Source organism: Acidimicrobiia bacterium (genome assembly GCA_035948415.1).
In the GTDB taxonomy this organism is placed as follows: domain Bacteria; phylum Actinomycetota; class Acidimicrobiia; order IMCC26256; family PALSA-555; genus PALSA-555.
This window is the reverse complement of the sequence record DASZJD010000008.1, coordinates 1-3,389: the sequence shown is the minus strand read 5'-3', so window position 1 is coordinate 3,389 and position 3,389 is coordinate 1. Positions and strand designations below refer to the sequence as shown.

Sequence of the window (3,389 nt, the reverse complement as noted above, 5' to 3'; positions counted from 1 at the left end):
GGCCGCCTCGTCGAGCGGCAGCCGGGCGCTGACCTCGACCCGGACCTGCCCGCTCGCCACCAGGCCGGCGGCGTCCTCGAGCCGGGCGCGGGTGACCGTGTTCGAGGAGCCGCTGACGGTGACGTCGTCGCGACGAGCCTGGTCGGGCGACGCCGCGATGGTCACGGCCCGACCACCGGCGCGGACGGCCTCGACGCACCCGGTCCAAGTCGCGCCGCCGACGCAGTCGAAGGCGGCGTCGACACCGGCGGCCTCCGACACCCAGTCGCCGTGGTAGTCGAGGACGCGGTCGGCGCCGAGGCCGGCGAGGTACTGGTGGTTGGCGGGGCTCGCGGTGGCGACGACGCGTGCGCCGCGAGCGCGGGCGATCTGGACCACGAAGCTGCCGACGCCACCCGCGGCGCCGGCGACGAGGACGGTCTCGCCGGGCCCGAGTCGGAGGTGGTCGTCGATGCCCTCGAGCGCGGTCACCGCGCCCACCGGCATCCCGCCGGCCGCGGCCAGGTCGAGCCCGGTCGGCGCGGCTGCCACCGCGTCCGCGTCGACGACGGCGTACTCGGCGTACGCGCCGGTCATGCCGGGCTGGCCGAACACCGCCGCTCCGGACGCGAACGGGCCTGCGCCCTCACCGACGCCGACGATGAGGCCCGACAGCTCGGCGCCAGGCACGTAGGGGAAGGTCCGCGCTCCGAACTGCCCCTGTCGGATCTTGGCGTCCCACGGACCGACGCCGGCCCCCGTCACCTCGACGAGGAACTGCCCGGGACCGGGCTGCGGGGTGGGGAGCTCGGCGGGCGTCAACACCGAGGGCGGTCCGAACTCGGAGACGGTGATCGCGTGCACGATGGTCAGAGAACCGACGGCCGTGCGCGGCTATTCCGGAGCACCGCGGCCGTCGGCGTCTGCCCGCGGCGATCGCGGCGCATCATGACGTCCCGTCAGCGACGAAGTGGCCGAGGCCATCGGGTGTCGTCGACCGTGGCGGCTGCCAACCCGCCCCCATGTGCGCACCACCGTCGGCGAAGAGGGTATGGCCGGTGATGTACGCGCCGTCGTCGCTGGCGAAGAAGAGGGCGACGCCGCCGAGGTCCTCCTCGGGATCGCCGACGCGTCGCAGCGGGACCGTCGACTCGGCCGCGCGCGCCTGCTCGGGGTTCCGATCGGCCCAGGCCCGGTAGCCCTCGGAGGCGGCTCCGGGCGCGATCGCGTTCACGGTGATGTTGTGCTGACCCCACTCGCGTGCCGCGCTCCGCGTGAGCCCGCGGATGCCCTCCTTGGCCGCGTTGTAGTCCACCGAGTACCAGGCCCCGGTCACACCGTTCAGCGAGCAGAAGTTGATGATGCGACCGAACCGCTTCTCGCGCATGTGGGGGAAGGCCGCCTGCATCGACCAGAACGTCGCCCACAGCCCGGTGTCCAAGGAGCGGGCCATCATGTCGTCGGTCTTCTCCTCGAGCGGGACGAGGGGCGTGTACCCCTGGGCGTTGTTCACGAGGATGTCGATGCGTCCCTCGGTCGCCACGGTGTCGGCCACCATCTGCCGCACGTCGCGCTGGTGGCCCACGTCGACCTCGGCGAAGCGAGCCTGGCCGCCGAGCTGCTCGACGATGTCCGCCGCGGCCCGCCGTCCGTGCTCGGCCTGGACCTCGGCGACGACGACGCGGCATCCCTCGCGCGCGTAGCGGCGGGCGATGCCGCGCCCGATGCCCATGCCGGCGCCCGTGATGATCGCGACCCGCCCGGCGAGCCGATCGCCCATGGTTCCTCCCTCGGGTCGAACCTAGGGCACCGGCCCGGCGCGCCGGCGTGACCGACCGCCGGTCAGCCGACCGGCGTCCCGCCGTGGTGTCGGCTCCAGGGGTGCTCGCTCGGGTAGGCCCGCTCGGGCAGCTGCCAGACCAGGCCGCGGACCAGCCGCCGCAGCCGCCCGGTGAGGCGCTGCCGGCGCTCGTGCAGGTGCGCAGTTCCTTCGTTCCCCATCTCTTCTCCTCCCCTCCTACAACGCCGGGGCGAGGCCGCGGGTTCCGCCGGCAGCGGTCGGCCGGCTTGACCCGTCGGGCCGGCGGTCGCAGCATGCGGACCCATGGGCCGAGTCATCGACGCTGACGGGCACGTCCTGGAGCCCCTGTCGGCCTTCGCCGCGCTCCCGCTCGACCAGCGCCTGCACTCGGCGCGGGACGCGGTTGGCCTCGACCACGTCACGGTCGGCGGGCAGGAGATCGTGACCGTCTCCCTCGGCTTCCTCGGCTCCCCCGGGTCGCGGATGGAGGACCTCGAGCACTCGCGGACCTACGACGAGGCCCAGCCCGGCGGCTTCGATCCCATCGTGCGCCTCGCCGACATGGACGGCGAGGGCATCGACGCGGCGGTGCTCTACCCGTCGCTGGGGTTGAACTTCTGGGCCGTAGAGGACCCGCCGACCGCGGTGGCCCTGGCCCGGGCGTACAACGACTGGCTCGCCGGCTACTGCGAGGCCGACCGGCGCCGGCTGTACGGGGCGGCCATGCTGCCGCTCCAGGACCCGCCGGCGGCGGCGGCGGAGCTGCGGCGCGCCCACGGTGAGCTCGGGTTCCCGGCCGCGTTCGTGCGGCCGAACCCGTGCCTCGGGCGGGCGATCTCGCACCCCGGGTACGAGCCGGTGTGGGCGGCCGCCGAGGAGCTCGGGGTCGCCATCGGGGTCCACGAGGGCTCTTCGAACACGATCCAGACCCTGGGGATGGACCGACCCTTCAACCCGCTGCTGCTGCACGCGGTGTCGCACGCCTTCGAGCAGATGCTCGCCTGCGCCCAGCTGATCGTGTTCGGCGTGATGGAGCGCCACCCCGACCTGCGCTTCGCCTTCCTCGAGGCGGGCGGAGGCTGGGCGCCGTACTGGCTGTATCGGCTCGACGAGCAGGTGCACGGGTTCGGCGGCTTCTGCCCGGAGCTGCGGCTCCGGCCGAGCGAGTACTTCGCGCGCCAGTGCTGGGTGAGCTTCGAGGTCGACGAGCCCACGCTTCCGGCGCTGGCGCCGTTCGTCGGGGAGGAGCGGATCCTGTGGGGCTCGGACTACCCGCACCACGACGCCACCTTCCCGGGCGCCGTCAAGGAGCTGCGGCAGGTGATCGAGCCGCTCCCCGAGCCGGTGCAGGCCCGGATCCTCGGCGGCAACGCGGCGGACTTCTACGGGCTCCCGTGAGCGACCCGGCCGCCGTCGCCCGCGCCTACTTCGCCGCCATCACTGCCCACGACGCCGACGCCGTCCAGGCCTGCTTCGCCGACGACGGCGAGCTCGTCACCGCCACCGGCACCTATGCCGGGCCGCAGGCGATCGGCGACTTCTACCGCGAGAACGCCTTCCAGATCGAGGACCTGCGACCGAGCCCGGGGCCGTTCCTCGTCGACGGCAA

Annotated in this window: 5 protein-coding genes; 2 read left to right on the top strand and 3 right to left on the bottom strand. The window is 73.9% G+C overall.

Going from position 1 to position 3,389, the window contains the following annotated elements:
- The 3 genes from VG869_00980 to VG869_00970 form a co-directional block, all read right to left on the bottom strand.
- On the bottom strand, positions 1-843 hold an 843-nt coding region (locus VG869_00980; protein ID HEV3449753.1), incomplete at its 3' end, for an NADP-dependent oxidoreductase.
- 82 nt (positions 844-925) lie between these two features.
- Entirely contained in the window at positions 926-1,759 is an 834-nt protein-coding gene (locus tag VG869_00975) for an SDR family oxidoreductase (protein ID HEV3449752.1), read from the bottom strand.
- A gap of 62 nt (positions 1,760-1,821) precedes the next feature.
- Positions 1,822-1,980, bottom strand: coding sequence for a hypothetical protein (locus tag VG869_00970; GenBank protein HEV3449751.1), 159 nt, complete (start codon positions 1,978-1,980; stop codon positions 1,822-1,824).
- A 103-nt stretch (positions 1,981-2,083) separates the two neighbouring features.
- On the opposite strand from VG869_00970, the gene VG869_00965 reads away from it, so the two are divergent.
- Both VG869_00965 and VG869_00960 read left to right on the top strand, forming a co-directional pair.
- Entirely contained in the window at positions 2,084-3,178 is a 1,095-nt protein-coding gene (locus VG869_00965) for an amidohydrolase family protein (protein ID HEV3449750.1), read from the top strand.
- The coding region (locus tag VG869_00960; protein ID HEV3449749.1) for a nuclear transport factor 2 family protein at positions 3,175-3,389 on the top strand (215 nt) is incomplete at its 3' end. The genes VG869_00965 and VG869_00960, both read left to right, overlap by 4 nt.

Coding starts and splice junctions, on each gene's coding strand:
- VG869_00975 (HEV3449752.1), bottom strand. CDS start 1,759: ATGGGCGATCGGCTCGCCGGGCGGGTCGCGATCATCACGGGCGCCGGC.
- VG869_00970 (HEV3449751.1), bottom strand. CDS start 1,980: ATGGGGAACGAAGGAACTGCGCACCTGCACGAGCGCCGGCAGCGCCTC.
- VG869_00965 (HEV3449750.1), top strand. CDS start 2,084: ATGGGCCGAGTCATCGACGCTGACGGGCACGTCCTGGAGCCCCTGTCG.